General features: G+C 42.7%; 6 protein-coding genes. All 6 read left to right on the top strand.

What is annotated here, in order from left to right; all coding sequences use genetic code 11:
- A partial coding sequence (locus U0M88_RS00540) for a thiamine pyrophosphate-binding protein (RefSeq protein ID WP_331868578.1) occupies positions 1 to 1,231 on the top strand: 1,231 nt, incomplete at its 5' end.
- Positions 1,231 to 1,767 (top strand): acetolactate synthase small subunit, encoded by a 537-nt coding sequence (gene ilvN, locus U0M88_RS00535; protein ID WP_117445817.1) that lies wholly within the window; start codon positions 1,231 to 1,233, stop codon positions 1,765 to 1,767. The genes U0M88_RS00540 and ilvN, both read left to right, overlap by 1 nt.
- Before the next feature lie 18 nt (positions 1,768 to 1,785).
- Positions 1,786 to 2,802, top strand: a complete 1,017-nt coding sequence (ilvC, locus tag U0M88_RS00530; RefSeq protein ID WP_168966151.1) for a ketol-acid reductoisomerase — start codon at positions 1,786 to 1,788, stop codon at positions 2,800 to 2,802.
- 59 nt (positions 2,803 to 2,861) lie between these two features.
- The gene (gene ilvD, locus U0M88_RS00525) at positions 2,862 to 4,523 is read left to right on the top strand and encodes a dihydroxy-acid dehydratase (protein ID WP_331868577.1); all 1,662 of its coding nucleotides are present in this window, start codon (positions 2,862 to 2,864) and stop codon (positions 4,521 to 4,523) included.
- The gene (locus tag U0M88_RS00520) at positions 4,520 to 5,713 is read left to right on the top strand and encodes an ATP-binding protein (protein ID WP_195221968.1); all 1,194 of its coding nucleotides are present in this window, start codon (positions 4,520 to 4,522) and stop codon (positions 5,711 to 5,713) included. The genes ilvD and U0M88_RS00520 overlap by 4 nt, the downstream gene beginning before the upstream one ends.
- Positions 5,707 to 6,109: threonine ammonia-lyase (locus tag U0M88_RS00515; protein ID WP_331868576.1), on the top strand; the 403-nt coding region annotated here is incomplete at its 3' end. The genes U0M88_RS00520 and U0M88_RS00515, both read left to right, overlap by 7 nt.

Below are 6,109 nucleotides of genomic sequence, written 5' to 3'. Positions count from 1 at the left end.
GTCTGGAAGACCGGGACCGGTTTTAATCGATATTCCAAAAGATGTACAGATTGCCGAATATGAATATACGAAGATGCCGGTTGTAGAAAAAGAAGAGCAACGTAAACCTAAAACGTATAAGCTGGAAAAACTTGCCAAGATGATCAAGGAAAGCCAAAGACCATTCATTTATGTAGGTGGCGGTGCTTTGGTAGCTGATGCAACGCAGGAAATTGAGCAACTTGCCAATGTGATGGATGCACCAATCGGTTCCACCTTGATGGGACTTTCTTCTGTATATCACAACAATCCTCGCTTTTTGGGAATGGTCGGAATGCATGGACATTACGCCAGCTCCAAGTCTTTGAGCAAAGCTGACCTGTTGATCGTTATTGGTGCTCGTTTCTCGGATCGTGCTACCGGTGATGTCAATAAATATGGAAACCGCACAAAGATCGTACATATTGATATTGATCGTGCGGAAGTGGATAAAAACATCATTGTGGATTTAGGAATCGGCGGCGATGTCAAAGAAGCTTTGCAGGAGCTTTTACCGATGTTGGAAACAAAGTCCAATGTAGAATGGCAGAAGCAAATTGAAGCGTTAAAACAGGAAGAAGCTCAACAGTTTGAAAGGACAGTTTCTCTAGATACCTTAAATCCTTATACACTGATTACAGAAGTTCAAAAATATACGACACCGGATATGCCGATTGCGACTGATGTAGGACAACATCAGATGTGGGTCGCTCAGTATTACCAATTCAATAAACCGCGTACATTTATTACCAGCGGTGGTTTGGGTACCATGGGATTTGGTTTGGGAGCTGCTATCGGTTCTGCTTTGGCAACGGGCAAGAAAACAGTTTTATTTACCGGAGATGGAAGCTTTGGTATGAATATGAATGAGCTTTCCACGTTGTCGAAACTACAGGCACCTGTCGTGATCATCATCATGAACAATGGTGTATTAGGTATGGTACGTCAATGGCAGAATCTGTTCTTTGACAAACATTATTCCGAGACCAATCTTTCCGGTATGCCGGATTATCAAAAATTGGCGGATGCCTTTGGTATTCCATCGTATCGTATTACCAATATGGATGAGCTTCATGAAAATATAGAAAAAGCCATGCATACAAATGGACCGGTTTTGGTAGATTGTCTGATCGATAAAGATGAAATGGTATTGCCAATGCTGCCACCGGGTGGATCATTTGATGATATCATTACGGAAATGGAGGAGAACTGATGGAAAATCGTTTTGTGATTGCCTTACTTGTTGAAAACAAGTCCGGTGTATTGACACGTATCAGTTCTATGTTCACCCGTCGTGGATTCAATATTGATTCGTTGACGGTTGGACGAACCGAAGATCCTCGCTTTTCCCGTGTTACGATCTGTGCACAGGGTGATGATGCCACACGTAAACAGATCATGAAACAGGCCAGAAAGCTTTATAACGTACATGAAGTAAAGTTAATGCCAGAGGATGACAGCGTTCGAAGAGAACTGGCGTTGATCAAATTAAGAAACAAGCAGGAGACAAGAAGTGATATTTTGTCGGCCGTGGATATTTTCAGAGGAAAGATCATTGATTTTTCTCCGAATACACTATGTGTAGAAATTACCGGAAACACATCGAAGATCGAAGCGTTTATCACCGTAGTTAAACCATTGGGCATTTTGGAGATGTGTCGAACCGGTATTACCTCTTTGGAAAGAGGTTGTAAGTATTTAAATTCAGAAACGCAAACATTTGAAGACAGTCAAAAATGTAAAGAGTAAAGAAAAGGAGTGTTTACAATGTCTAAAATTTATTATCAGCAGGATTGCGATATCCAGAAACTGGATGGGAAGAAAGTAGCCATTATCGGTTATGGTTCTCAGGGGCATGCGCATGCTCTAAACCTGAAAGATTCCGGTGTGGATGTAGTAGTCGGGTTGTACGAAGGAAGCCGTTCTATTGAAAAGGCGAAAAAACAGGGATTGGAAGTTATGAGTGTTGCGGATGCGACAAAAGCCAGTGATATCATCATGATCCTGATTCCGGATGAAAAACAAAAACAAGTCTATGAAAGTGAAATTGCCCCGAATTTAACGGCTGGAAAGACATTGGCATTTGCCCATGGCTTCAATATTCATTTTGGATGTATCGTTCCACCTAAGGATGTCAATGTAATCATGATCGCACCAAAAGGGCCGGGACATACTGTACGTAGTGAATATGAAGCAGAAAAAGGGGTTCCTTGTCTGATTGCGGTAGAACAGGATGCCACAGGAGATGCCTGGGATCTTGGTTTAGCCTATGCGGCCGGAATTGGTGGAAGTCGTGCCGGTGTATTGGAAACGACATTTAAGACTGAAACTGAGACAGACTTATTTGGAGAACAGGCAGTGCTTTGCGGTGGTGTCTGTGCTTTGATGCAGGCTGGTTACGAAACACTTTGTGAAGCCGGCTACGATCCAAAGAATGCTTACTTTGAATGTATCCATGAAATGAAGCTGATCGTTGATCTGATCTATCAGTCTGGTTTTGCGGGAATGCGTTATTCTATTTCCAATACAGCTGAATATGGTGATTACATTACCGGGCCAAAGATCATTACTGAAGATACAAAGAAAGCGATGAAGAAGATCTTGAGCGATATTCAGGATGGAACATTTGCCAAGGATTTCTTACTGGAAATGTCACCATATGGAAACCGCGTACACTTCAATGCGCTGCGTAAAAAAGCAGCCGATCATGACTGTGAAAAAGTCGGAGAAGAAGTACGTTCTTTATACAGCTGGTCCGATGAAGACAAGCTGATCAATAACTAGTATTTTCATTAGACAATCCTCTGGATTGTCTAATGCTTTAATAGGAGGAATTAAACGAGATGTCAAGTAAAGCTATGAAGGAGGGCTTTGATAAAGCCCCACAGCGCTCTTTGTTGCATGCTCTGGGATTGACCAATGAAGAAATTGAGAAGCCCTTAGTAGGAATTGTCAGCTCATATAACGAAATCGTACCCGGACATATGAATCTGGATAAGATTACTGAAGCAGTAAAAATGGGAGTGGCCATGGCCGGAGGTACACCAATCGTTTTCCCGGCCATTGCGGTTTGTGATGGTATCGCCATGGGACATGCCGGTATGCGTTATTCTCTGGTAACACGTGATCTGATTGCGGACTCAACGGAAGCGATGGCTTTGGCGCATGCCTTTGATGCCCTGGTTATGATTCCTAACTGTGATAAAAACGTGCCTGGTCTTTTGATGGCTGCTGCTCGTATCAACGTACCGACGATCTTTGTTTCCGGGGGACCGATGTTAGCCGGACGAATCGATGGACATAAAACATCTTTATCCAGCATGTTTGAAGCGGTTGGAGCTTATCAGGCCGGAAAGATTGATGGCAAAAAGCTGAAAGAATATGAATTGAATACGTGTCCGACCTGCGGTTCTTGTTCCGGTATGTACACCGCCAATTCGCATAACTGTTTAACCGAAGTCTTAGGAATGGGACTGGCCGGTAATGGTACGATTCCAGCGGTTTACTCCAAGCGTATTGAACTGGCAAAACATGCCGGTATGCAGGTGATGGAGTTGTATCGCCAAAATATTCGTCCAAGAGATATCATGACCAAAGAAGCTTTCCATAATGCAGTAACAGCGGATATGGCATTAGGATGCTCAACCAATTCGATGTTGCATCTGCCGGCTATCGCCAATGAATGTGGCATTGAAATCGATTTAAAGAAGGTCAATGAAATCAGTGCCAAAACACCAAATCTTTGTCATTTGGCACCGGCCGGTCCAACTTATATTGAGGAACTGGATGCTGCCGGTGGGGTCCATGCCGTCTTAAATGAGCTGGATAAAAAAGGCTTGCTATATACGGATGTTATGACTTGTACCGGTAAGACATTAAAGGAAAATCTGGTTGGTCACATCAACAAAAATTCAGAAGTCATTCGACCTATCGATAAGCCATATTCACAGACCGGTGGTATTGCGGTCTTATATGGAAACTTGGCACCGGATGGCTGTGTTGTCAAACGCAGTGCCGTGGCTGAAGAAATGTTGATGCATGAAGGACCGGCCAAAGTCTATAACAGTGAAGAAGAGGCCATCAAAGGAATCTTTGGACAAGAAGTTAAAGCCGGCGATGTTGTTGTGATTCGTTATGAAGGGCCAGCCGGTGGACCGGGCATGCGGGAAATGTTGTCCCCAACCAGTGCGATTGCCGGTATGGGATTGGATAAAGAAGTGGCCTTGATCACAGATGGACGCTTCTCCGGAGCAACCCGAGGTGCCAGCATTGGTCATGTTTCACCGGAAGCTGTTTCCGGGGGCACGATTGCCTATGTCAAAGATGGTGATTTGATTGCTATCGATATTCCAAATCATACGATTACCTTAAAGGTCAGCGAAGAGGAATTGGCAAAGCGTAAAGAAGAAATGCAGATTCTGAAAAAAGAAAATGTGACAGGTTATTTAAAACGATATACAAAGCTTGTCAGCAGTGCCGATAAAGGAGCTATAATCAACCGATGAGTTTAAAAATCATTAGTGATGTTCAGGCTTTTACCGTATTTAAAGAACTGGAGAAGGATAAAGTAATTCAAAACTTCTATCGTTTATTACGAAAAGAAGACTTGGAGAGTTATGCGACATTTGTGAGTTCTTTATATGAACAAAATACGGATAACTGGACAAGATATCTCGTTTCAAAAGTACTTTCTTTAGAGAATTGTCTGGTTTCTATGGCATGTTCCAAAAAAAGCATCCCGTACTCTATTCGTGAAGCGGCTTCTTTTGAATTGGATATTCTGGAAGAAATGTCACAAATGGAACCGGAAGCTTTCAAAATGAAGGGATTTAAGGCCAACTGGAGCGTAGAACCTACTGATTTAAAAACCATTTATCTGGAGCGCTTAGAACATATTGATCAGTTTGGTTTTGGCGAATATGCGCGTTTTATGACATTCCGCTTAGAAGAAACGGAGGAAAAACCGGGATTCTATTTAAAACCGGTTGCCTATCCAGATCCAATTACTTTCAAGGATTTGATCGGCTATGATCTGCAACGTCAGCAGGTTATCACCAATACGGAGATTTTACTGCAGGGAAATATGGCCAGCAATGTTCTTTTATACGGTGATGCCGGTACAGGAAAGAGTGCTACGGTCAAAGCCATAGCCAATGAATATGCCTCTAAGGGACTTCGTTTGATCGAGTTAGGTAAAAAAGAACTGCATCTGTTGCCAAAGCTATTGGATGTATTAGCTTTAAATCCTTTAAAATTTATTTTGTTTATTGATGATTTGTCATTTCAGGAAAATGATGATGATTTCAGCGCTTTAAAAGCCGTGTTGGAGGGAAGTGTATCGGTACGCTCCAACAATACAGTGATCTATGCGACAAGCAATCGTCGCCATATCGTTCGAGAAACGTTCCAGTCCCGGCAGGGCGATGAGATCCATCGCAATGATACGATGCAGGAAACGATTTCTCTTTCAGAACGCTTTGGGATGAAAGTGTATTATGAAAAGCCAAAGAAGGATCTTTATTTGGATATCGTCTATGGCTTGGCAGATCAATATGGTCTTACGATGGATCGCGAAGTCTTGGCTCTAAAGGCAGAGCAGTTTGCCTTGCGAAAAGCCGGACGATCGGCCAGAGCGGCCAGACAGTTGGTGGAACAATTGTCGGCTTTAGAAGGAAAGGAGGATGTCACATGCTAAGTCTTGATAAAATTTATCATGCCAGTTATGTGCTCAAGGGTGTAGCCCGAAAAACGGACGTTTTACACGCTCCGAAAATCAATCCGGAAGCCAACGTATATTTAAAAACTGAAAATCTTCAAAATACCGGATCATTTAAGCTTCGTGGTGCTTATTATAAGATTTCACAGCTTTCACAAGAAGAAAAGAAAAAAGGTGTGATTGCTTGTTCCGCCGGTAATCATGCACAGGGGGTAGCGTTTGCGGCTACACAAAATGGTATTCCTTCGATTATTTGTCTGCCGGATGGAGCTTCGATTTCCAAAGTGGAAGCAACCAAGGGCTATGGTGCCAAGGTAGAGTTAGTCAAAGGCGTTTATGATGATGCATATAATCGCGCTTTAGAGTTAAGAGATC

This window comes from Faecalicoccus sp. (assembly GCF_036552745.1).
Taxonomy (GTDB): domain Bacteria; phylum Bacillota_I; class Bacilli_A; order Erysipelotrichales; family Erysipelotrichaceae; genus Faecalicoccus.
Note: the sequence above shows the minus strand (reverse complement) of the source record. Positions and strands in the feature narration are given on the sequence as shown.

Excerpts from the sequence above, each read along its gene's own strand:
- ilvN (WP_117445817.1), top strand. The coding sequence starts at position 1,231 with ATGGAAAATCGTTTTGTGATTGCCTTACTTGTTGAAAACAAGTCCGGT.
- ilvC (WP_168966151.1), top strand. The coding sequence starts at position 1,786 with ATGTCTAAAATTTATTATCAGCAGGATTGCGATATCCAGAAACTGGAT.
- ilvD (WP_331868577.1), top strand. The coding sequence starts at position 2,862 with ATGTCAAGTAAAGCTATGAAGGAGGGCTTTGATAAAGCCCCACAGCGC.
- U0M88_RS00520 (WP_195221968.1), top strand. The coding sequence starts at position 4,520 with ATGAGTTTAAAAATCATTAGTGATGTTCAGGCTTTTACCGTATTTAAA.